This window comes from Promicromonospora sp. NPDC052451 (assembly GCF_044547525.1).
Taxonomy (GTDB): Bacteria; Actinomycetota; Actinomycetes; order Actinomycetales; family Cellulomonadaceae; genus Promicromonospora.
This window is the reverse complement of the sequence record NZ_JBIUAP010000006.1, coordinates 110,781-133,249: the sequence shown is the minus strand read 5'-3', so window position 1 is coordinate 133,249 and position 22,469 is coordinate 110,781. Positions and strand designations below refer to the sequence as shown.

Below are 22,469 nucleotides of genomic sequence, written 5' to 3'. Positions count from 1 at the left end.
TTCTGCGCATGACAGAGCGGTCGGGCGGGCACGTGGCCGTGCTGGTGAACCCTGTTTCCGGGCGCGGCGCGGGCGCCGCCTCCGGGCGCGTGGCCGTCGAGCGGCTGCGGGTCCGGGGCGCCGACGTCCGGGTCCACCAGGGGTCCAGCGCGAGCGAGACCGTCGCGCTCGCACGGCGCGCCGTCGACGAGCGCCCGGACGTGCTCGTGGTGGCGGGCGGTGACGGCACGGTCGCGTCCGTGCTGGGCCCGGTGCTCGACTCCGTCGTCCCGCTCGCGCTGGTCCCCGCGGGCACCGGCAACGACCTGGCCCGCGAGCACGGCATCCCCCTGGGCGACGCCGCGGCTGCCGCCGACCTCGCGCTGGACGGCGTGCGCCGCCGCGTGGACACCGGGACCGTGACGACCGCAGACGGCACGGCGCGCCACTTCGTCACGGTGCTGTGCGCCGGGCTGGACTCCCTGACCAACGCGCGCACCAACCGCATGCGGTGGCCCGCGGGTCCGGCCCGCTACAAGGTCGCGGTCTACCTGGAGTGGCTGCGGCTGCGGAGGTTCGGCTACCGCCTGCACCCGGTGGGGGGGCCGGTGGTGGAGCAGGACGGGTACATGCTCGCCGTCGGGCTGACCCGGTTCTACGGCGGCGGGGTGCCGATCTGCCCGGACGCCGATCCCGCCGACGGCCTCCTGGATCTCACCCTGGTGCAGGCCGTGGGCCGGTTCCGGGTGCTCGCGTTCGACGCGCGCATCAAGGCGGGCCGGCACGTCGGCCGGCCGGACGTCACGACGCTGCGCACCTCCGCCGTCCGCCTGGAGGGCCCGGCGGGCCTGGTCGCGTACGCCGACGGCGAGCTGGTCGGCGCCGTCCCGCTGACGGTCGAGGCGCACCGGGAGGCGCTGACGCTGTGCGTGCCGGGCTGAGGTGCGCCGCACCGACGGGCTGCAATTAATGGGAGTACAGTTCTATTAACTGTACTCCCATGAATTGTGAGCCCGCATGGACAAGCCAGCCGACATGTTCGACCGTGACCACGAGTGGGCCGCGCTCCGCAGCTTCGTCACCGACGACCAGCCGGGCGCCACGCTCGGCGTGGTGTCCGGCCGTCGGCGCCAGGGAAAGACGTACCTGCTCGAGGCTGTGTGCCAAGCGGCCGGCGGCTTCTACTTCGGTGCCACCGAGGCGACCGACGCCGAGTCGTTGCGGCGGATCAGCGCGTCGTTGACCGAGCACGTTCGTCCGGCCAGCCCGTTCCACTTCGCAGGCTGGGCCGAGGTGATCGACGTCCTCCTGGGTCTGGGGCGCGAGCGGCCCGTGCCGGTGGTGATCGACGAGTTCCCGTACCTGGCCAGAGCGAATCCCGAGCTGCCGTCCATCGTGCAGGAGGCGCTGCGGCCGCGCCGCGTCGAGCGGTCCCGGTCGCGGACGCGGCTCCTCCTGTGCGGTTCGGCGCTGTCGTTCATGGGAAGGCTGCTCGCCGGCAATGCGCCGCTGCGCGGACGGGCGGGGCTCGACCTGCTCGTCCGTCCGTTGGACCATCAGCTGGCGGCGCGGTTCTGGGACATCACGGACCCTCGGCTGGCGCTGCAGGTGCACGCCGTCGTGGGTGGAACACCTGCCTATCGGCGCGAGTTCGCCCGTGGCGACTCGCCGTCCGGGCCGGACGACTTCGACGGCTGGGTGACCCGGACGGTGCTGAACCCCGAGTCACCGCTGTTCCGCGAGGCGCGCTACCTGCTGGCCGAGGAGCCGGACATGCGGGACACGACGCTGTACCTGTCCGTGCTCGCCTCGGTGGCCGAGGGCAATGCGACGCGGGGTGGCATGGCGAACTACCTCGAGCGCAAGGCTGCGGACATCGCGCATCCCATCAACGTGCTCGAGGACGCCGGCCTCCTGCAGCGTGACGACGACATGTTCCGTGCCAACCGCTCGACGTTCCGCATCGCGGAGCCGCTCATCGCCTTCTACCACGCGATCATGAGGCCGGTCTGGGACCAGCTCGAGAGGCCAGGCTCGGCCGAGCGGGTGTGGCGGGCGAGCCAGCGGCGGTTCGCCAGCAACGTCCTGGGGCCCCACTTCGAGCAGGTCTGCCGGGACTGGACCCTGCACCATGCGGACCCGGGCCTGCTGGGTGGTCTTCCGGCCCGCGTCGGTCACGGTGTCGTCCGCGACCCGAGGACCCGGGCGAACCATGAGGTCGACGTGGCCGCCGTGGGGATCCCCGACGGCGGCAAGCCACCGCTGCTGGCGATCGGTGATGCCAAGTGGAACGACCAGATGGGGCTCGCGCATCTCGAACGGCTCGACCAGATCCGCGAGGTGATCGGCGCGGTCGGGCGCTTCGACGTTCGCGGTGCGCGTCTGTTCTGCTTCAGCGGTGCCGGGTTCAACGCGCGGCTCCGGGAAGCGGCTCAGGAGCGTGATGACGTGGTCCTGGTCGGGCTGCCCGAGATCTACCGGTGAGCCGACCGTGATGTGACGGGGGTCACCTGCGGGCCGTGTCACGTCCCGCGACCGAGAGGTGTCTGGATGGTGTCCGCAGCCCCCGTCCGAGAACGGAGCCCGTCATGACCGGCACACCGGCCCGCAGCATCAGCACCCGGATCAGCACCGTGCTGCCCAGGACCCTGACCAACCGCGCCATGGCCGCGTACTCGCGGTGGCGGTACGGCGAGGTGCTGGACCCGCTGGTCGCCGTGGGGCACCACGGCAAGGTGACCCGCACCTACGCGCTGACCGAGCTCGGCGTGTCCGGCTGGAAGGCCCTGGACCCGGGCCTGAAGTCGCTCGCGATCATGGCCGCCTCGGTGTCCATCGGCTGCACGTGGTGCGTGGACTTCGGGTACTGGGAGGCGCAGCATGGGCACGTGGACCCGGTGAAGCTGCACGACGTGCCGGTCTGGCGCACCAGTGACCGGTTCACCGACCTGGAGCGGGACGTCCTCGCGTTCGCCGAGGCGGAGACGGCGACGCCCCCGGCGGTGGACGACGCGCTCGCCGCACGGCTGACCGGCGCCCTGGGGGCGGAGGCCTTCACCGAGCTGGTCGCGATCGTCGCCGTGGAGAACCTGCGCAGCCGGATCAACTCCGCCATGGGGCTCAGTGCGCAGGGCTTCAGCGACCGGTGCGAGGTGCCGCTCGGCGGGCCGCTCGCCGAGGTGGGGGAGGCGTAGTGGCGGGCGGCGCCGACCCGCGCCCGGCACCGGACGTGCTGACGGAACCGTTCGCCGAGAACCGTCGGCTGCTGTTCACGGTGGCCTACGAGATGCTCGGTGCGGCCGCCGACGCCGAGGACGTGGTCCAGGAGGCGTGGCTGCGCTGGTCGGCGGCGGACCGCTCCGACGTCCTGGAGCCGCGGGCCTACCTGGTCCGGATCACCACCCGGCTCGCGCTCAACCGGCTGCGGGCGCTGCAGCGGGCCCGCGAGACCTACGTGGGGCCCTGGCTGCCCGACCCGCTCCTGACCACGCCCGACGCCGCCCATCCCGTCGAGCGCGCCGAGGAGGTGTCGCTGGCGCTGCTGGTGGTGCTGGAGACGCTCTCGCCGCTGGAGCGCGCCGTGTTCGTGCTGCGCGAGGTGTTCGAGCTGCCCTACCAGGAGGTCGCGCACGCGCTCGACCGGGACGTCGTCGCCGTGCGGCAGGTGGCGCACCGCGCGCGCGAGCACGTGCGGTCGCGGCGTCCGCGCTACACGCCCGCGGGTCCGCAGCACACCGAGGTCACGCAGCGGTTCCTGGCGGCGTGCCTCACGGGTGACGTCGCGGGCGTGCTGGCGGCGCTCTCCCCCGAGGTGGAGCTCGTGACCGACGGCGGCGGCGTGGTCCGCGCGGCGCGGCGGGTCATCCGGGGCGCCGACAAGGTGTCCCGGGCGCTGGTGGCGTTCGCGCAGGACGAGACGGTGGGCCGGATGGAGTGGGTGCCCGCCGAGATCAACGGGTCGCTCGGCATGCTCGCGCTGCTGGACGGCGCGCCCGCCATGGCCGCGGTGACCGAGCTCGACGGCGACCGGCTGGCGCGCGTGCTGGTGTTCCGCAACACCGACCGGCTGGCCGGGCTGCGCCGGGTCGCGCCCTGAGGTCGCCCTGAGGCGTCAGACGGTCGCGAGGTCGCCCGCGACGAGCCGGAGCTCGCGGCGCGCGTGCTGCGGCACCACCTCGTCCGGCACCGTCAGGCCGACCGCCCAGGCGGCCTCGCCGTGCCGGCGGGGGACCAGGTGCGCGGCGCACGTGATGCCGTCGCGGAACTCGCCGTGCTCCTCGACCACGGCGTCGGCCCGCAGGCGGGCGAGCTGTCCGTCGAGGGCCGTGATGTCGGTGGCCGTCCGGGCGGTGAACTTGCGCAGGCCGGCGTCGACCACCAGCTCGTGACGGTCGCGCCGGGACATGCCGAGCAGCAGGGCCTTGCCGAGGGCGGTGGCGTGGGCCGAGACGTCGAGCCCGCGCTCCAGGTCCTCCAGGTAGGGCGAGCCCGGGGCCTCGGCGTAGTCGACCACGACCACCCGGCCGGCGCTGATCCGCCCCAGGTAGGCGCTGTAGCCGGTGCTCTGGGCGAGGTGGCGCAGCACCTCGCGGGTGTCGGGGCCGCGGCCGAGCGAGCCGAGCTGCTCGTAGAACCGGTTGCTGATCTGCTCGCCCACGTCGTACGTGCCGTCCTTGAGGCGGGCCACGTAGCCCGCGTAGGCGAGCGTGCGCACCAGGTGGTACGTGGTGGAGAGGTTGAGGCCGCTGCGGCGGGCGATGGCCTTGACCGGCAGGCCCGGGGACCGCGTCACGACCTCGAGGACCCGGAGGGCGCGCGCGACGCTCTGCACCAGGTCGTCCGGGCGTTCCCGCTCGGCGTACAGAGTCACGTGCCCCCCTTGCTCGTCGGGTGGTGCCCTCGATCAGGTCGACCGAGGTGCTGGCCGGATGGGTCTCGACAGGGTGGTTCGAGGGTGCGACAGTGTATGCCCTCGCAGACATCGTAGCCACGGCCAGGGCCGTGGTCACGGCGCGCGACGGCGACACGGGTGGATTCACCCTGGGCGATCACAGGTGACTGCACAGAGCGGTGGATCCATGAAAATACCTGAACTAGGTCATATCGGGCAAGCGCTCGGGCTCGACGCCATGGCGGGCGTGGTGCCCCTGAGGTCGCTGGTCGACGCCTCGGCCATGCCGGACCCGCGCGTGTTCTACGACGAGCTCGAGCGCGAGTGGGGCGAGGTGGCCCCGGTCGAGCTGGAACCGGGCGTGCCCGCGTGGCTCGTCATGGGTCAGCGGCTCGTCTACGACGTCATGCGCAACGAGCACGCCTTCGCGACCGACCCGCGCACGTGGAACGGGCACGCGCGCGGCGGCCTGCCCCCGGGGTCCGGGCTGCACCCCGTGCTCACCTCGCACCAGCGGTTCGCCGCCAACCACAGCGACGGGGCGCTGCGCCGGCGGCTGCGCGTGCCGCTGGACGACGCGTTCGAGCAGGTCTCCGAGAGCATCACGGCGGCCAAGGCCCGCTCCTTCTGCAGCCTGCTCATCGACCGCTTCGAGGAGCGCGGCCGCGCCGACCTCATGCTCGAGTACGCGTCGGTGATCCCGTTCCTGGTGGTCGCCGACATGATCGGGTTCGACCCGGAGGACGGGCAGCGTCTGTTCGACCTGACCCGGCGCGTCGCGGGCGGCGGCGCCGACGCGGCTGACGCCGTGGCCGAGGTGGACCGGATGACGGGCGCGCTCGTGGCGGCCCGGCGTGCGAGCCCGCGGCGGGACCTCGCGAGCACGCTGGTCGCGCACCCGAACCTGCACGACGACGTCGAGGTGGTGCACTCGCTGCTGGTCGTCGCCTGGTCCGGCAACCTGACGCTGACGGCATGGGTAGGGCAGACGCTGCTGCTCGCGCTCACCGACGTGCGGTTCTCCGGTCGCCTGCACGGGGGCCGCATCGACCTGGACAACGCCATGGACGAGGTGCTGTGGCGTTCCACGCCGACGATCCACACCCTGCCGCGGTTCGCCCGCCGGGACATCGTGCTGGGCGGCAAGCACGTCGCCGCCGGGGACCCCCTCGTGCTCGCGATCCACGCCGCGAACACCGACCCGCGCATGGACACGGGCGACCCGTGGGACCACGTCGGCAGCCGCGCCCACGTCTCCTTCGGCACCGGGCCGCACGCGTGCCCCGCGCCCCGGACGGCGCGCCTGGTGGCGCGCATCGCGGTGGAGACCGTCCTGCGACGGCTCGACCTCACGCTCCGGGTCCCGCCCGCCGACGTCGCCTGGGACCGCGTCCTGTGGCTCAGGCAGCCGGTGAGCCTGCCGGTCACGTTCCCGCGGCCGGTGGTGTCCGCCTGACGGGACGGCGTGCGGGCGGGGCGCGGTAGGTTGCGGACGTGAGCGAGGAGGGTCACATGCGCATCGGCATACCGGACGACGGCGGGCCGCTCGTGCCCGCCACCCCGACGACGGCCGCCCGGCTGGTCGGCCTCGGCTACGAGGTCGCGGTCGCGGCAGGAGCGGGTGCGGGGGCGGGCCACCCCGACGCGGCGTACGCGGCGGCAGGTGCCGTCGTCGTGCCGGGACCCGAGGCGTGGGCCGCCGACGTCGTGGTCGTGACCCGGGCGCCCGCGTCGCTCGCCGGTCCGGGGCCCTCGGCCCTGCGTCCCGGCGCTGTCCTGATCGCGCAGCTGGCGCCTGCCACGCGACCCGGGCTGCTGCGTGAGCTCGCCGACCGCGGCGTCACCGCCCTCGCCCTGGATGCCGTGCCCCGCATCTCCCGGGCGCAGTCGCTGGACGTGCTGAGCGCGCTGTCCAACGTGGCGGGGTACCGCGCGGTGGTCGAGGCCGCCGCCGAGTACGGCGGCATGTTCTCCGGCCAGGTCACCGCGGCGGGCACCACGCCACCCGCCACCGTCTTCGTCATCGGCGCGGGCGTGGCCGGGCTCGCGGCCGTCGGCGCCGCCGGCAGCCTCGGCGCCCGGGTGCGCGCGTTCGACGTGCGGCCGGAGGCCGCCGAGCAGATCGAGTCCCTGGGCGCCACCGTGGTGCGGGCCGACGCCGCCGCCCAGCAGGTCAGCGCGGACGGCTACGCCTCCGCGCTCACCGCCGACCAGGAGGCGGCGGCGCTGCGTGCCTACGCCGTGGAGACGGCGGCCGCCGACGTGGTCGTGACGACGGCGCTCGTGCGGGGAACCGCCCCGACCACCGTCACCGCCCAGATGGTCGCGGCGATGCGGCCGGGCAGCGTGATCGTCGACCTGGCCGCACCCGGCGGCGGCAACTGCGAGCTCACGGTGCCCGGCGAGCGCGTCGTCAGCGACAACGGCGTGGTCGTGCTCGGCTACACGGACCTGCCCGACCGCATGCCGCGGCACACCTCCGAGCTGCTCGGCACCGCCGTGGCCAACCTGGTCGAGCTCGGCACACCGGGCCGGGACGGCCGCCTGGTGCTCGACCTCGACGACGTCGTGGTGCGCGGCATGACGGTGGCCCGCGACGGCGAGGTGCTGTGGCCGCCCCCGCCGGTCGCGGTGTCGGTACAGGAGGTCCCGGCGCAGGAGGTGCAGGAGGTCCCCGCGGAGCGCGGTGCCGGCGGGGCCGGAGCCGCCGCTGCCGGGCCGGGCACCACGGGACGCCGCCCGGCCGCCCGCACCGCCCTGGTCGTGCTCGCCGCCGTGCTCGGGGCGCTCGCCGTGGCGGCCTCGCCGGCCGAGCAGGCCACCCACTTCACCGTGCTGGCGCTGGCCGTGGTGGTCGGCTTCTACGTGATCTCGCACGTCACCCACGCCCTGCACACGCCGCTGATGTCCCAGACCAACGCGATCTCCGGGATCATCCTGGTCGGCAGCATGCTCCAGATCGGCTCGTCGGACCCGGTGGTGACCGTGCTCGCGGTGCTCGCCTCGGCGGTGGCGAGCATCAACGTCTTCGGGGGATTCCTGGTCACCCACCGCATGCTCGGCATGTTCCACCGCACCCCGGAGGAGCCATGAGCGCCGAGTCCGTGGTCCAGGCGCTGTACCTCGTCGCGGCCGTGCTGTTCGTGCTGTCGCTGGCTGCGCTGTCGCGGCAGGAGACGGCGCGGCGCGGCGTACTGCTCGGGATGGCCGGCATGGGGCTGGCGCTCGCGGCGACGGTGGCCCTCTCACTGGTGCGGTCCGAGCGGCCCGTCGGTGTGACGGCGGGGCTGATCCTGCTCGTGCTCCTCGTCGGGGCGGCGGTGGGCACGTGGCGGGCCCGCACCGTCGAGATGACCCAGATGCCCGAGCTGATCGCGCTGCTGCACTCGTTCGTCGGCGCGGCCGCGGTGCTGGTCGGGTTCGGTTCCTACCTCTCCGAGCCCGCGACGGCAGGCGCCGGCGCGACGGTGCACCTCGTCGAGGTCTACCTGGGCGTGCTCATCGGCGCCGTGACCTTCACCGGCTCCGTGGTGGCGTTCGGCAAGCTGTCGGGCCGCCTGCGCTCCTCGCCCCTGCTGCTGCCCGGTCGCAACTGGCTGAACCTCGCGGCGCTCGTCGCGTCCGGCGGGCTGCTCTGGTGGTTCCTGACGGCGCCGGAGCAGGGGCTGCTGCCGCTGCTGCTCATGACGCTCGTCGCGCTCGCGCTGGGCTGGCACCTGGTGGCGGCGATCGGCGGCGGCGACATGCCCGTCGTCGTCTCGATGCTGAACTCCTACTCGGGGTGGGCGGCCGCCGCGGCGGGGTTCATGCTGGGCAACGACCTGCTGATCATCACCGGTGCGCTCGTGGGCTCGTCCGGTGCGATCCTCAGCTACCTCATGTGCCGCGCGATGAACCGGTCGTTCGTGAGCGTGATCCTGGGCGGGTTCGGCGCCGAGGCCGGTGCCGCCGCCCCCGGCGGCCCGGTCGAGCCGGGCTCCTACCGCGAGACGACCGCGCTGGAGGTGGCCGACCTGCTCGCCGCCGCCCGCTCGGTGATCGTGGTGCCCGGGTACGGCATGGCGGTGGCCAAGGCGCAGTACCTGGTGGCCGACCTGGTGGCCCGGCTCACGGCGCGCGGCACCACCGTGCGGTTCGGCATCCACCCGGTGGCCGGGCGGCTGCCGGGGCACATGAACGTGCTGCTCGCCGAGGCCAAGGTGCCCTACGACCAGGTGTTCGGCATGGACGAGATCAACGCCGACCTCCCCGCCACCGACGTGGTGCTCGTGATCGGCGCCAACGACACGGTGAACCCGGCCGCGCAGGACGACCCGGCGTCCCCCATCGCGGGCATGCCGGTGCTCCAGGTGTGGCAGGCTGGCGAGGTGGTCGTCTTCAAGCGGTCCATGGCCACGGGCTACGCGGGGGTGCAGAACCCGTTGTTCTTCCGTGAGAACACGGCCATGCTGTTCGGGGACGCGAAGGAGCAGGTGGAGCTGATCGTGCAGGCGCTCTGACGGGGGCGCGGGACGGTCTGCGGGGCGCGTCAGGGGGCGGCGTGCTTTGCCTTCGCGTGGTCATGTGTGGGTGAATTGACGGTGCCGCGCTGACAGTGTGCGGTAACGACTTGGTATAAAGGGGCCGCACCGGGAACGCCGGGGCAGTCCCTCAGTGCGGAGGCCGAGTGTTGACACGCTCTCTCGCGACCGGTGCGGTCGCGATCGTCGGGTTCCTGGTGCTCGTCGCGACCACGGAGCTCTTCTGGTTCGGGCCCCCGGCCGGCGCGCACAACGCCGGTGAGCTCTTCGCGTCGTTCGGCGGCGCGGTCCTGACGTTCCTGACCTGGTCCGTGGTCGGCTGGGGCGTCGCGCGGACGGCGCGCGCCCTGCGGCTGGCCCGCTACTCGGTGCCGATCGGCATGGCCGTGCCCGTCGCCGCGATCGTCGCCTTCGCCGTGACGATCCACCTGGACGCCTGGTCCACCGGGTTCGGCGTGCTGTCGTTCGCGGCGGCGTCGGCCGGGGTGCTGGGCACGCGGCGCCGACGGCGCCGGAGCGCGTCCGCCCCGGACCCGCTCCGGGAACCGAAGGGCCACCCACCGGTCCGCATGGCGGCCTGACGGCCCGCGGGCCCCCGCCGCTCAGCCGGCGGGCGCCGCCCGGTCGAGCGCCCTGCGGCCGGCCGTCACCAGAAGCGGACCGGCAGGCCGTGCCGGGCGTAGACCGTCTCGACCGCCGCACGCACCTGCGCGGGCTCGCCCAGGCGGTCCATGTCCAGGCCGAGCACCACGAGGGTCGCCACGCCGTCGTGCTCGGACCACCAGGAGTCCAGCCCGCCGCGCATCTGGCGCAGCCGCCCACGGGTCAGCCCCTGGGTCACCCCGCGCATGAGCACGCTGGTCGCCGGCGTGCCGAGCGGGGCCGCGAACCCCGCGGGCAGCCGGCCCAGGTTCGAGGCCAGGCAGAGCGGCGCGGTGGCGTCGCGCGCGGCACGCCGGGCGACGGCGTCCGGCACCATCTGCATGAGCGGCTTCAGCGGACCGAGGGTGTCCACGCGCGTCCCGGTCGTCAGGGCCCGGAACTCCGCGGCGGCGCTCGACCGGATCTGACCCATGTCCGCCACGACCCCCGCCCGCTCGGGCGCGGGAGTCACCGTCGTGTCGACGGCGATGGAGACGCCCGAGGTGGCGTTCGAGCGCAGGTCGTCCTTGCCGCGCAGGCTCACGGGGATCGACACGCGCACCGGCATGCCGGCCGTCGCCGCGCCCGCCGCGAGCAGGATCTCCGTGCACACCGCGATGAGCAGCGAGTTCGCCGTCCCGCCGGCGGCGTGGGCCGTGCGGTACCAGGTCGCGGCGTCGGTGTCCACCACGACGACGGGCGGGTGGGCCGGCTGGGCGTCGTCCGACCGCGGTCCGGGGCGCGGCCGGTCCGAGGACTGCTGGGCCAGGACCGGCGGCACGGGTCCCTGCCGGGCGGCCTGCCGCAGGCCGGCGGCGGCGGCGCGCGCCTGGCCGGTCGCGTCGCGCAGGTCCGCCACGAGTCCCGTCCGGATCCGCTCGCCGTCTCGGGGCAGGCGCCGCGTGCCGGACGCCGTGAACGCCCCGCCGTCCGCCCGGAACCCGGCCGCGGCGACGGCGGCCTGGAGCGCGCCGACGTGCATCCCGCCGTCGGCCACCACGTGCGACGTGACGAAGCTGAGCACGCTGCCGCCGCTCACCGTCGGAGCCGCCGCGAGGGCCCAGGTGGGGCCGGTCTCGGGGTCGAGGTTGGCCTGGGCCTGCCGGTCCGCCCAGGTGAGCACGGCGTCGTCGCGCACGGGGGTGGCCTCGATCGTCGGGTCCAGCGACACGGCGGACGCCGACCACCGGGCGCGCGCCCCGGGCAGCCGGCCGGGCCGGACCACGCGCTGGAGCGGACCGTCGGCCAGCCCGCGGTGCAGGGCCTGCACGGCGCGCGGCTCCAGCGGCACCGGAAGGCGCCACACTGTCTGGTTCACGACGGCGACGCCGAGCACCCGACGGGTGCGCAGGAAGAGGTCGTCGTCGTAGGTGAGGCGGTTGGTCGCCGCCGGGTCGGTGATGGTCGCTGGGCTGGTCACGGGGCCTCCGGTGCGGGGCGGGCGAGGAACGGTCGGGCGGGCGCGGGTGCGGTGGCGGGTGAAAGTGACACGAGGTCGTGGCGGGTGGGTAGGGTGCGCGCGTGCGTCACGTCATGGCCCTGGTGGGCAGTCGAGGAGATGTCCAGCCGGCGCTCGCGGTCGCGCTGGAGCTGCGTCGGCGCGGGCACGAGGTGGTGACCGGTGTCGCGCCCAACCTCCTGCCGCTCGCGCAGCGGCTGGGGCTCGACCCGGTGCCGCTGGGCATCGACTCGGCGGCGCTGCTGGGGTCCGACCTGGTGCGCCGCGACATGCGCTCCGCCCGTCCGGTGCGCCGGGTGCGCGCCCTGCGCGCGGTGGCGGCGGCCGGCTGGGACGAGCTGCGGACCGGCCTGACGGCCCTGCTCGACGACGTCGGCGGCGCCGACACGGTCGTGACCGGCCTGCTGGGGCAGGAGGTGGCCGCGGCGGTGGCCGAACGGCGCGGGCTGCGCACCGCCGCGCTGCACTACTGCCCGGTGCGGGCCAACGGCGTGGTGTCGCCCGTCAGCGGCGTGCGCGGGCCTCGGGCCACGCGGACGGCCTGGGTGCTGGGGGAACGCGTGCGGTGGAGCCTGACCCGCCGCGCGGAGAACGCGCAGCGCGCCGCCCTCGGCCTGCCGGGCACCCGCGTGCACCTGCCCACCCGGCTCCGGGAGGCCGGCGGCGTGGAGATCCAGGCGTACGACCCGGCACTGGTGCCCGGGCTGGCCGCCGAGTGGGGGCCGCGCCGCCCGTTCACGGGCTTCCTGGCCCTCGACGACGCCGCCCGCGCCCGCCTCGGGGAGTCCGGCTCCGGGCCCGACGCCGGCCTCGACGCCTGGCTCGACGCCGGGGACCCGCCCGTCTACGTCGGCTTCGGCTCCATGCCCGTGGCCGACCCGCCCGCGCTGGTGGCCGCCGCCGAGGCAGCGTGCGCGGAGCTCGGGGTGCGGGCGCTGGTCAGCGCCGGGTGGAACGACTTCTCGGGGGCGCACGGTACGGACGGGCGACGGGTCCGCCTGGTCGGCGCCGTGGACCACGCCGCCGTGCTGCCCCGCTGCCGGGCCGCCGTGCACCACGGCGGGGCGGGCACCACCGGCGCGGTGCTGCGGGCGGGGCTGCCCGCCGTGGTCGGCTGGTACTCGGCCGACCAGCCCCTGTGGGGCGACCTGCTGCGCGGGGCCGGCGTCGGGGTCGCGCGCCGCGCGAGCACGCTGACCCGGCCGGGCGTCCTGACCGGTGCGCTGGCCGAGGTGCTCGACGACGCCACCGCCGCCCGCGCCGCCGCCCTCGGGGCGCGGCTCGTGCCCGCCGCCCGGGCCGTCGCGGCGGCCGCGGACGCGATCGACGGCGGCACGCGGGACTGACCGCCGCCCGGCCGCGCTCACCACGGCACCGCGGGCAGCCGCCAGGCACCGGCCTCCGTGAGCACGAGGTCGCGCAGCACGGCGGCGTCGGCCACGCGGTCCGGGTCGAGGGCCGCGACGCTGAGCGTCGTCGTCGGGCCCACCGTGGTGCAGAAGGCGACCAGCCCGCCGCCGGCCGCGCGCAGCTCGGCGGCCGTGGCGCCCTGGTAGTGCGAGAGCGTCGCGACCGCGCGCACCGGACCGCCCGGCGCCTGGGTGTACCCGGCGGGCGGCTTGCCCAGGTTGGAGGCCAGCGCCGCCGCGACGGGCGGCTGCGGCAGGCGGTTGACGACCGTGTCGGGCAGCATCTGCACCAGCTCCAGCGGCACCGGGGCCGCCCCGGGCTCCGCCTGCCCGACGGCGGCGTACGCCTCCTTGGCCGCGGCCCGCACCCAGCCGAGGTCGCGCGCGGAGAGCACCTCGGCCGGCAGGGTGACCCGGGCGATCTTGGTGGAGTTGGCCCGCGGGTCGTCGGGCTCGCGGGTGGCCACCGGCAGCGCCACCGGGACGGGCTCGCCCGGGAAGCGCCCGGTGGCGTGCACCAGCCGCGCGAGGAACGCGACGAACCACGTGTTGGGCGTGCCGCCGCGCTCGGCGGCCGCCTCGGCCACGCGGTCGGACGGGAGCTCGACGTGGAGCACCGGCACGCGCCAGGCGGGGTCCGGCACGGGGCTGCCCAAGGTCTCCGGCGCGGGTTGACCGGCGGGTGCGGGCGCGGCGGCCGGCTCCGCTGCGGCCCCCGTGCCGGCGCCGGCCCCCGCGTCGGCGCCGGCCGCCGTGCCCGCGTCCGCCTCCGCGGCCCGGCGCGCACGGGCCGCCTGCCGGGCCCGCGCCTGGGCCCAGCGGGCGACGGCCGCGGCCTGCCCGGCGGCGTCGGCGGCGTCGGCGAGCAGCGCGCGGCCCCCGCGCTCGGGCGGGGGGACGACGATCGGGTCGGCGCGGGTCGAGGCGCGCACCAGGGCGTCGATCAGGGCGGCCCCGTCCGCGACCGCGTGCGCGCAGGTCAGGGAGACGATCCCGCCGACCACGGCACCGTCGTCGTCCCCGGCTGCCACGACGTCCGCGGCGGCCAGCCGCCACGACCGGCCGCGGGCGGGGTTCAGGGGGACGTCGGCCTGGGCCTGGGCCCACGAGCCGATGCCGTCGTCGGGCACGGCGGCGGTCTGGAGGTCGAGCACGGGCAGGGTTCCCGCGGGCGCCCACCGGTGCCGGGCGCCGGGCACCCGGGCGCGGACCACGCGGCGGTGCAGCGCCCCGGCGGCGATGCCCTCGGCCAGGTCACGCAGGCGATCGGCGTCGTAGGGGCCGTCCAGGCGCCACAGCACCTGGTTCACCGCGGGGCTCGCGGCGCCGTCGTGCCGGCGCAGGAACATGTCGTCGGCGAACTGCAGGCGCAGCGCGGATGGCGGGTGGGTCACGCTCGGCTCCCGTCCGGGCTCGGGCACGGTCGTCTTCAAGTGGCAGACCATACCCGGCATATCCGAGGGGACTAACTTTCACCCGGCATATCCGGTATAAAGGTCGCCGCAAGGGGACCGCGGAACTCGTCCGACGTCGTGCTGGCCGTGCCCACACAACGATTCGAGGGGCACGCACGTATGGAATACACCGAGCTGTCGGCCTACGACCTGCCGGCCGGGACCGTGACGTCGTGGACACCGCGGGCCGATGCCGGACGCTGGCAGCAGGACCCGCGCGACCTGTCCCCGGGCCACGAGGCCCACCTGCGCGACTCCGAGCCGGGCTCGTGGATCGGCTCCGTGCTGCGGGTCCCCGGCCCGTACGAGCCGGAGTCCCTGCGGCGGGCGATCCACGCCTGGATGAGCCGTCACGAGGTGCTGCGCACCACCGTCACGCGGGACGGGACCGGCTGGCGCCGGGTCACCGCGCCGGCCGAGGCGGTCACCGTCCGGGACCTCGTGGTGGGCGACCTGAGTGCCGGCCAGGTGGCCGCGCTGCTGCCCAGCCTGCTCGCCGACGTCTCGCCCACGGCCTGGCCGCACTGCGTGCTGGCGAGCGTCGTGCCGGAACCCGGCGCCTCGGACGGTGCCGGCTTCGTGCTCGCCTTCGGCGCCGACCACTCGGTCATGGACGCCTACTCCCAGCTCCTCTGGTTCGAGGAGATCGTCTCGCTCTACGACGCCGCCCGCCGCGGCGTGCCCGACGCCGAGCTGCGTGCGCTGGAGGTGGGCTCCCACGTCGACTTCTCCGCCGAGGACCGCAAGCTCGCCATGACGCTCGCCCGCGAGGGCGAACCCGTGCGCCGCTGGCTCGACTTCCTCGGCCCGGACGCGGCCTTCCCGCGCTACGCCGGCATCACGCGCCCCGCCGCCGACGCCGCCGAGGCGGCCCGCCCGCAGGCGTCCCGGTCGGAATGGCTCGCGAGCGCGGACCAGACCGACGACCTCAGCGCCCGCAGCCGCGCCCGCGGGGCGTCCGCCCAGTCGGGTGTGCTGGCGGCGTTCGCGCACGCCGCACGCCGTGTGCACGGCCTGGACCGGCTCCGGTTCGTGCTGCCGATGCACACCCGGTACGCGCCCCAGCACGCGTCCGCCGTCGGCTGGTACGTGGGCCTGTGCCCCGTGGACCTCGACCTGAGCGGCACCGGCCCGCTGCTGCGCGACGTCGACGGCCGGCCCGGACCCGCCCGGATGCTCGACGGCGACGCCCTGACCACCGCGGTCGAGCGCGTGCACGCCGCCGTCTCGGCGGGCAAGCCCCTGGTGCGCTACTCGTTCGCGCGGGTCGCGGAGCTGGGCGGCATCGCCGACAGCCCGCACTTCGCGGTGTCCTACGTCGACACCCGGTTCGTGCCCGGGGCCGAGCGCTGGAGCTCCTGGGCCGCCCGCACCCTGCGCAGCCCCGCCTACGGCACCGACGAGCTCTACCTCTGGTTCCTGCGCACCCACGACGGGCTCAACGTGTCCACCCGGTACCCGGACACCCCCCAGGCGCACGCCGCGATGGACGCCCTGGTCGCGGAGCTGCGCACCGTGCTGCGGGCCTTCGGGGCCGCCGGGCTGCGGGAGGCGGTCGCATGATCCTCGGCGCCATGGGCACGTGGACGACGGCACCCGGCCAGGTGCTGCACGTTCGGCCGACGACGGCCGCGCTCGCCGCCGCGGCGTCCGCCCCGGTGGACCCCGGCCCGCCGTCGTTCCTGCAGGGCGACCACCTGCGCGCCTACGCGGCGCGCCGGTCGTCCGGCGGGCGGCACCGGGCCTGGACCGGCACCGCCACCCGTCTCGGCGGACCGTTCGACGGCGCCGCCCTCGCGCGGGCGCTGACCCGGTTCGTGCGGCGGCACGAGGGCCTGCGCACCTGGTTCGACGTCGACGCCTGCGCCACCGGCGGGGACCCGGTGCGGCACCTGGTGCCGGCGGACGCCGTGGGCTTCGAGGTCGTGGACGTCCCCGCGTTCTCGCCGGCCCCCGGCCGGTCGTGGGACGAGTGGCTGACCGGCCACCTCACCGCGACGTTCGACGCCGCCTGCCGGCCCGACGGGTGGGCGCCCTTCGCGCTCGGCGCCGTCGTCACGGACGACGGCTTCGGCCTGTTCTGGGGGTGCGACCACGCCTTCACCGACGGCGCGTCCCAGCTCATGGTGCTCAGCGAGCTCGAGGAGCTGTACGGGCAGGAGCTCGGTGCGCTCGACGCCGCTGCTCCGGAACTCGCTGCCGGGGAACCCGCTGCTGGGAAGTTCGCTGCTCCGGAGCCCGCTGCTCCGCAGCCCGCGACCGCCGGCTCGTTCCTCGACCACGCGCGCGCGGAGCACGCGCTCGCCGCGGCGACGCCGCCCGACGCCCCGGAGATCCGGGCCTGGGCCGACGCGGTGACCGCGCACGGCGGGCGCCTGCCCCGGTTCGCGCTCGACCTCGGCCTCGCGCCGGGGGAGACGGCACCCGTCCGGATCCGCTCCACGACGCTCCTTGATGCCGGCGGGCTCGCGCGGCTGGACGAGCTGGCCGCCGCGCACGGCGCGCGGTTCACCGGCGCGGTGTTCGCGGGGATCGCGCTCACCGACGCGCGGCTGACCGGCGCCACCGACTGGTTCGGGGTCACCGTGGTGGGTTCGCGGGGTCCGGGCTTCGAGACCGCGCAGGGCTGGCTGTGCAACTTCGCCCCGGTCGCCTTCCCGGTGGCCGGCGGGGGCGCCCCGGCGTCGTTTACCGACGTGCTGCCGGCGGCGGACGCCGCGTTCCGCAGCGCGCGCAAGGTCGCGGCGGTGCCGGTGCACGCCGCGCTCGGCGTCATGCTCGCGGGCGGCGTGCTCGACCCGGCCTCGCTCGGCAGCCCGCAGCTCATCAGCTACCTCGACCTGCGGCGCTTTCCCGGCGCGGGGCGGCCCGCCTACGACAACGGCCTGCACTTCACGGGGGAGGGCCGTACCGCGAACGCCTCCCTGTGGGTCAACCGGGACCACGAGCGGCTCTACGTCGTGATGCAGACCCCGGACGTCCCCTCGGCGCAGGCGGCGGCCGACCGGTACGTGGCCGAGCTGACCGCGACGTTCGAGGCCGCGGTGGGCGGTGCCGCCGGGGCGGCCGTGGGTGGCGCGGCTGCCGGGGGCGCGGCTGCCGGTGGCGCGGGGGTCGAGCGCCTGGAGGCGACCGGTGCGGGTTCTCTCGGCTGACCTCTGGGAGCCGGCGCCGGGCCAGGTGGTCACCTGGGACGTCACGCCGGGGGCGGGGCACGTGCCGGAACCGGCGGTGCCCACCTACAACCAGCGCAACCACCTGCTCGGCGCCCGCGGGGGCGAGCCGAGCGTGTGGATCGCCGCCGCGTTCGACGTCGCGGGCCCCGTGGACCGTGCCGCGCTGGAGGGGGCCTTCCGCGACCTGGTGGCGGCCCACCCGGGCCTGCGGGTCGAGGCGGTGCGGCGCCCCGACCCGGAGGCCGTGGGGCTGGTGCGGCACGACGCCGACGCGCTGGCCTGGCGTCCGCACGAGGGCCCGGTCACCCGGACGGCCGACGAGACCCGGGCCCACCTGGTGGCCGAGCTGTCCCGGCGGTGCGCGCCGTTCGGCTACCCCGCGTTCCTGCCCGCCGCGATCAGCCGGGCGGACCGGTCCACGGTCGTGCTCGGCCTGGACCACCTGCACACGGACGCCTGGTCGACCACGGTGATCGTGGACGAGCTGGCCGCCCGGTACGCCGAGCGTGCCGACGGCGCCCGCGTGGCCGTCCGCCCCGCCCGTCTCCTTCCCGCCGATCCGGCCGGCCTCCCGTTCGTGGGCGCCGACGACCCGCGCCTGGCGACCTGGCACGGCTTCCTGCGCGAGCGGGACTGGGCGCTGCCCACGTTCCCGCTGCCGCTCGGCGTGCCCCACGGCGAACGGGCGCCACAGCGCACGGTCGTGCGCACGCTGGCCGACGCCGCGACCGCCGGCGCCGTCGCCGCCCGGGCCCGCTCGGCGGGCGCGTCGACGTCGGCGGCCGTGCTGGTCACGCTCGCCCGCGCGGTGGCGGACCTGGGCGGGCCGGCGACGCTGGAGACCCTGCTGCCCGTGCACACCCGTGCGGACGACGCCGCGCGGCGCTCTGTCGGGTGGCACACCACCACGGTGCCGCTGCGGATCGACTCCGGCACGGGGCACCCGTCCGCGCGGGCCTGGGCCGCACCCGCGGGGGACGCGCAACGCACCGTGCCGGACACCGCGCTGGCCGAGACCGGCAAGGCGCTGCGGGCGGCGCGCGAGCTGGCCGCGGTACCGCTGGAACAGGTCGTCGGGACGCTGCCGCAGCCGCTGCGGTTCCCGCGCAGGGACATCTTCCAGGTGTCCTACCTGGACTACCGGCGGCTGCCCGGCCACGCGGCGGCCGCCGGGAGCCGCGCGCACCACGTGTCGGCCGCGACCCGGGCCGACGACCTCCAGGTCTGGGTCTCCCGCACGGACGACGGCCTCGCCGTCCGCGCCCGCATGCCCCGCACCGCCACGGCGACACAGGTGGTCGACGCGCTGCTGGACCGCTGGGCCACGATCCTGGCCGAGCTGGGCTGACCACCGGGTGCACGGGCCGGGCGCCGTCGGAGGCGACGGCGCCCGGACCGCCGTCCTACCCTGCCTCCATGCCTACCCACGACGTCCGCACGCTCACCGAGGCCAGGGCTGTCGCGGCCCTGGCCAACCCGGCTCGCTCCCGCCTCCTCGACTCGCTGACGGCCGAGGGGCCGGCCACCGCGTCGGTGCTGGCCGAGCGGACGGGGCTCGCCGTCGGGAGCATCAGCCACCACATGAAGGTGCTGGCGTCCGCCGGGCTCGTCGAGGAGGCCCCGGACCTGGCCCGCGACCGGCGTGAACGCTGGTGGCGCCGGGCGGCGCGGTCCATCACCTGGGGCCGGTCCACGCTGCCGCCCGACGCGGAGAGCCAGCGGCAGGCCGTGGCCGCCGAGGAGTTCATGCTGGCGCGGCAGGTCGAGCGGGCGCGCGCCTGGCTGGAACGCCCCGAGCAGGACGACGAGTGGACCAGGGCCGAGCTCTCCACGGACAGCTGGCTGCGCCTCACCCCGGACGAGCTGCAGGAGCTGACCGACGAGGTCAACGACCTCGTGCGGCGGTGGAAGGAGCGGGGAAGCACGGGGCAGGCCGAGGGGAGGGCTGAGCACGTGTTCCTCTTCGCGCGGGCGTTCCCGTCCCGTCCCTAGTTCGACAAGGACTGTTGTACAAGAAGTCTTGTAGATATAGTCTGGCCGCATGACGACGATCGCGCCCTCGCGGGCGGTCCTGCCCCTCGCGCGCAACCGGGCCTTCGGCCTCCTGTGGCTGGGCGAGGGCGTCAGCGTGGTCGGCAACGCGACGACCTCGGCGCTCCTGCCGCTGCTCGCGGTGACGCAGCTCGACGCCGGACCCGCCTGGATGGGCCTGATCACCGCCGCGGCCTGGCTGCCCTGGCTCGTCATCGGGCTGCCGGTCGGCGCGTGGGTCGACCGGCTCCCCGCCCGGGCGGTGATGATCGCCGCCAACCTGGCCGCCGCGGTCTCGCTCGGGAGCGTGCCGGTGGCGTTCGCGCTCGGTGCCCTCACCCTGGTCCAGGTCGCCGTGGTGGCCCTGGTGGGCGGCGTCTGCACCGTGTTCTTCCGCACCGCCTACCAGGTGTTCCTGCCCGAGGTGGTGCCCGCCGGCCAGCTCGAGGCGGCGAACGCACGGCTCTTCGGCACCGAGTCCGCGGCGAACGTGACCGGCCCCGGCCTCGGTGGTCTGCTGGCCCAGTGGCTGACGGCGGCGGTCGGGCTCGCGCTCGACGCCGCCACGTTCCTCTGGTCGGCGGTGTGCCTGTGGCGCATCCGGGTGGCGCGCCCGGCCGCCGCGGAGCCCGGTCCGGCCGGGTCGCTCGCGGCGCGGATCCGGGAGGGCGTGGACCTGGTCCGCCGCGACCGCTACATCCCGTGGCTCGTGGGCATGGGCGGGGCGTCGAACTTCGGGCTGACCGGGTACGGGGCGCTCCTGGTCCTGTTCCTGGTGCGCGACCTCGGGCTCACGGAGGCCGGGGTCGGCGCGGTGCTCGCGGCGGCCGGGGCCGGTGGCGTGCTCGGCGCCGTCGTCGCGCCGTTCCTGAGCACGCGCCTCGGCAGCGGGCGGGCCTCCACCGTCCTGCTCGTGCTCTCCGGCCCGGCGGCCCTGCTGGTGGGTGCCGGCCTGCCGGGCTGGGGCGCGGCGATCAGCGGGGCCGGCGGGTTCCTGGTCGGCCTGTGCGTGGTGTCGGGCAACGTGATCCGCAACGCGTGGCGCCTGCGCTACGTGCCCGCCGGCCTGCGGGGGCGCGTGATGACGGTGATGCAGGTGGTGAACTTCGGCACCATGCCGGTGGCGGGCGTGGTCGCGGGGTGGCTGGGCGGGGTGCTCGGCGTCCGCGAGACCATCCTGCTCATGGCGGCGGTGCACTGCCTCGCCACGTGGAGCGTGCTGGTCTCGCCGCTGGCCAGGCTGCGCGCTCTCCCGGAAGGCCCCCTGGGCGGCTGACGCCCCACGGCGTCCGACGACGAACGCGGGGGTAGTTGCGCTCTCCGGTCCGGAGAGCGCAACTACCCCCGCGTTCGTGCGGGCCGGGAGGCGGTCAGGCGCCCGCGGTGACCTTCTCCGCCGCGGTGAGCTGCGCGGTGTCGTAGTCCGCGCCGCCGCCGAGGCTCGGCATCATCGAGGTGAGCTGCGGCTTCCACGTCGCGTAGTTCTCGGGGAAGCAGCGCTCCAGCAGGCCGGTCATGGCGGAGACGGCGGTCGAGGCGCCCGGCGAGGCGCCGAGCAGGCCGGCGATGGTGCCGTCGGCGGAGGCCACGACCTCGGTGCCGAACTCCAGCACGCCGCCCTTGCCCTTGACCCACTTGATGACCTGGACGCGCTGGCCGGCGGTGATCTTCTCCCAGTCGGCCGGCTGCGCCGTCGGCATGAACCGCTGCAGCTCGTGGAACTTGGTCTCCGGCGCGGCCGCGACCTGGCCGATGAGGTAGCCGGTGAGGTCGAGGTTCTTCACGCCGGCGCCCAGCATCGAGAACACGTTGTGCAGGCGCAGCGACGTGATCAGGCCCAGGTACTTGCCCTTCTTGAGGTACTTGGGGCTGAACCCGGCGTACGGGCCGAACATGAGGTAGCCCTTGCCGTCCACGATGCGGGTGTCCAGGTGGGGCACGGACATCGGCGGGGCGCCGACGTCGGCCTTGCCGTAGACCTTCGCGTTGTGCTGGGCCACGAGCTCGGGGTTCGCGGTGCGCAGGAACTCGCCGGAGATCGGGAAGCCGCCGTACCCGCGGGCCTCCTTGATGCCCGAGGCCTGCAGCAGCGGCAGCGCGCCGCCGCCGGCACCGACGAAGACGAACTTCGCGGTGACGGTGCGGCGCCGGGTGCCGGCGTTCCAGGTGCGGTCGTTCAGGGTCAGGCGCCAGCGGCCGTCCCGGAGCTTCTTGAGGCCGCGCACCTCGTGGTTCAGGTGCAGCTCGGTGTTGTGGGCGGTGGCGAAGCCGATCAGCTTGCGGGTCAGGGAGCCGAAGTCGACGTCGGTGCCCGCGGCGGCACGGGTGGCGGCGATCGGCTCGTCGGCGTCGCGCTCGAGGGTCATCAGCGGGGCCCACGTGCCGATGACGGCGGGGTCGGTGCTGAACTCCATGTCGCTGAACAGCGGGTGGGCACTGAGCGCGTCGTAGCGGCGGCGCAGGAAGTCGACGTTCTCGGCGCCGCGCACGAACGTCATGTGCGGGGTGACGTTGATGAAGTCGGTGCCCTCCATCAGGCCGGCGGTGAGCAGGTGGTTCCAGAACTCGCGGGAGGTGTGGAACTGCTCGTTGATCTTCACCGCCTTGGAGATGTCCACGGAGCCGTCCTTGCGCTCCGGCGTGTAGTTCAGCTCGCAGAGCGCGGAGTGGCCGGTGCCCGCGTTGTTCCACGGGTTCGACGACTCGAGCGCGACCTCGTCGAGGCGCTCGTAGATCCCGATACGCCAGGTCGGCTCCAGGATCGTGAGCAGCGCGCCGAGGGTGGCGCTCATGATCCCTCCGCCGATCAGCGCGACGTCGACCTCTTCGGAAGGACGCGGGGCTGTCTGGAGGTATGAAGTCACGGCAAGAACGATAGCGGGCTTGTGAAAAGCGGAACGAGCGCTGT

Annotated in this window: 18 protein-coding genes; 14 read left to right on the top strand and 4 right to left on the bottom strand. The window is 75.4% G+C overall.

The window, feature by feature from the left end; translation table 11 throughout:
• Positions 1-8: 8 nt before the first annotated feature.
• From ACIG47_RS12515 to sigJ, 4 genes are all read left to right on the top strand, one after another.
• The gene (locus ACIG47_RS12515) at positions 9-920 is read left to right on the top strand and encodes a diacylglycerol kinase family protein (protein WP_397431080.1); all 912 of its coding nucleotides are present in this window, start codon (positions 9-11) and stop codon (positions 918-920) included.
• Between the two features lie 76 nt (positions 921-996).
• The gene (locus ACIG47_RS12510; protein ID WP_397431079.1) at positions 997-2,463 is read left to right on the top strand and encodes an ATP-binding protein; all 1,467 of its coding nucleotides are present in this window, start codon (positions 997-999) and stop codon (positions 2,461-2,463) included.
• Between the two features lie 104 nt (positions 2,464-2,567).
• On the top strand, positions 2,568-3,173 hold the full coding sequence (locus ACIG47_RS12505) for a carboxymuconolactone decarboxylase family protein (RefSeq protein WP_397431078.1): 606 nt from the start codon (positions 2,568-2,570) through the stop codon (positions 3,171-3,173).
• On the top strand, positions 3,173-4,075 hold the full coding sequence (gene sigJ, locus ACIG47_RS12500) for an RNA polymerase sigma factor SigJ (protein WP_397431077.1): 903 nt from the start codon (positions 3,173-3,175) through the stop codon (positions 4,073-4,075). The genes ACIG47_RS12505 and sigJ overlap by 1 nt, the downstream gene beginning before the upstream one ends.
• 15 nt (positions 4,076-4,090) lie before the next feature.
• Here sigJ and ACIG47_RS12495 read toward each other — a convergent pair whose 3' ends face one another.
• Entirely contained in the window at positions 4,091-4,849 is a 759-nt protein-coding gene (locus tag ACIG47_RS12495; RefSeq protein ID WP_397411281.1) for an IclR family transcriptional regulator, read from the bottom strand.
• A 208-nt stretch (positions 4,850-5,057) separates the two neighbouring features.
• Between ACIG47_RS12495 and ACIG47_RS12490 the strand changes: the two genes are divergently transcribed.
• From ACIG47_RS12490 to ACIG47_RS12475, 4 genes are all read left to right on the top strand, one after another.
• The gene (locus tag ACIG47_RS12490; protein WP_397431076.1) at positions 5,058-6,326 is read left to right on the top strand and encodes a cytochrome P450; all 1,269 of its coding nucleotides are present in this window, start codon (positions 5,058-5,060) and stop codon (positions 6,324-6,326) included.
• Between the two features lie 56 nt (positions 6,327-6,382).
• Entirely contained in the window at positions 6,383-7,963 is a 1,581-nt protein-coding gene (locus tag ACIG47_RS12485) for a Re/Si-specific NAD(P)(+) transhydrogenase subunit alpha (RefSeq protein ID WP_397431387.1), read from the top strand.
• Positions 7,960-9,369, top strand: coding sequence for a Re/Si-specific NAD(P)(+) transhydrogenase subunit beta (gene pntB / locus ACIG47_RS12480; protein WP_397431075.1), 1,410 nt, complete (start codon positions 7,960-7,962; stop codon positions 9,367-9,369). Before ACIG47_RS12485 ends, pntB begins: the two co-directional genes overlap by 4 nt.
• 167 nt (positions 9,370-9,536) lie before the next feature.
• Entirely contained in the window at positions 9,537-9,971 is a 435-nt protein-coding gene (locus ACIG47_RS12475) for a hypothetical protein (protein ID WP_397411275.1), read from the top strand.
• A 65-nt stretch (positions 9,972-10,036) separates the two neighbouring features.
• Here the strand turns inward: ACIG47_RS12475 and ACIG47_RS12470 are convergent, their stop codons facing one another.
• Complete coding sequence (locus ACIG47_RS12470; RefSeq protein ID WP_397431074.1) at positions 10,037-11,452, bottom strand: hypothetical protein; 1,416 nt, start codon at positions 11,450-11,452, stop codon at positions 10,037-10,039.
• 101 nt (positions 11,453-11,553) lie between these two features.
• On the opposite strand from ACIG47_RS12470, the gene ACIG47_RS12465 reads away from it, so the two are divergent.
• Positions 11,554-12,837: a glycosyltransferase gene (locus ACIG47_RS12465; protein ID WP_397431073.1), complete on the top strand. Its 1,284-nt coding sequence runs from the start codon at positions 11,554-11,556 to the stop codon at positions 12,835-12,837.
• Positions 12,838-12,854: 17 nt separating this feature from the next.
• Here the strand turns inward: ACIG47_RS12465 and ACIG47_RS12460 are convergent, their stop codons facing one another.
• Entirely contained in the window at positions 12,855-14,333 is a 1,479-nt protein-coding gene (locus tag ACIG47_RS12460) for a hypothetical protein (RefSeq protein WP_397431072.1), read from the bottom strand.
• A gap of 141 nt (positions 14,334-14,474) precedes the next feature.
• Here ACIG47_RS12460 and ACIG47_RS12455 point away from each other — a divergent pair, with 141 nt between their 5' ends.
• From ACIG47_RS12455 to ACIG47_RS12435, 5 genes are all read left to right on the top strand, one after another.
• Positions 14,475-15,917 carry a condensation domain-containing protein gene (locus ACIG47_RS12455; RefSeq protein WP_397431071.1) on the top strand — a complete coding sequence of 481 codons (1,443 nt, stop codon included), beginning with the start codon at positions 14,475-14,477 and terminating at the stop codon, positions 15,915-15,917.
• Complete coding sequence (locus tag ACIG47_RS12450) at positions 15,914-17,509, top strand: hypothetical protein (protein ID WP_397431070.1); 1,596 nt, start codon at positions 15,914-15,916, stop codon at positions 17,507-17,509. Before ACIG47_RS12455 ends, ACIG47_RS12450 begins: the two co-directional genes overlap by 4 nt.
• Positions 17,490-18,878, top strand: a complete 1,389-nt coding sequence (locus ACIG47_RS12445; RefSeq protein ID WP_397431069.1) for a hypothetical protein — start codon at positions 17,490-17,492, stop codon at positions 18,876-18,878. The genes ACIG47_RS12450 and ACIG47_RS12445 overlap by 20 nt, the downstream gene beginning before the upstream one ends.
• Positions 18,879-18,946: 68 nt before the next feature.
• Positions 18,947-19,522, top strand: a complete 576-nt coding sequence (locus tag ACIG47_RS12440; RefSeq protein ID WP_397431068.1) for an ArsR/SmtB family transcription factor — start codon at positions 18,947-18,949, stop codon at positions 19,520-19,522.
• Positions 19,523-19,571: 49 nt separating this feature from the next.
• Positions 19,572-20,837 (top strand): MFS transporter, encoded by a 1,266-nt coding sequence (locus ACIG47_RS12435; RefSeq protein WP_397431067.1) that lies wholly within the window; start codon positions 19,572-19,574, stop codon positions 20,835-20,837.
• 94 nt (positions 20,838-20,931) lie between these two features.
• On the opposite strand, the gene mqo is transcribed toward ACIG47_RS12435, so the two are convergent.
• Positions 20,932-22,425 (bottom strand): malate dehydrogenase (quinone), encoded by a 1,494-nt coding sequence (mqo, locus tag ACIG47_RS12430; protein ID WP_397431066.1) that lies wholly within the window; start codon positions 22,423-22,425, stop codon positions 20,932-20,934.
• Positions 22,426-22,469 lie beyond the last annotated feature (44 nt).